General features: G+C 71.6%; 1 pseudogene. It reads left to right on the forward strand.

The features are described 5' to 3' along the window. Positions 1-229 (forward strand): annotated as a pseudogene (locus ACQG3P_RS25645) (RNA polymerase factor sigma-54); the annotation flags it as partial.

Here is a 229-nt window from a genome sequence, read left to right on the forward strand (position 1 = left end):
TCGGTGGCGAAAGCGACGCCGGCTACCTGAGCACCCACCTGCAGGAGGCGAGCTGGCTGCTCAAGGGCCTGGAGGCCCGTGGCGTGTCCCTGCTGCGGGTGATGCGCTGCCTGCTGCTGCAGCAGGCCGCCTTCCTCGAGTTCGGTGCGCAGGCCCTGCGCCGGCTGACCCTGCGCGAGGTGGCCGGGGAGCTCGGCGTGCACGAATCGACCGTTTCCCGGGCGATTGC

It is taken from the genome of Stenotrophomonas sp. SrG (assembly GCF_050031795.1).
GTDB classification, from domain to species: domain Bacteria; phylum Pseudomonadota; class Gammaproteobacteria; order Xanthomonadales; family Xanthomonadaceae; genus Stenotrophomonas; species Stenotrophomonas rhizophila_A.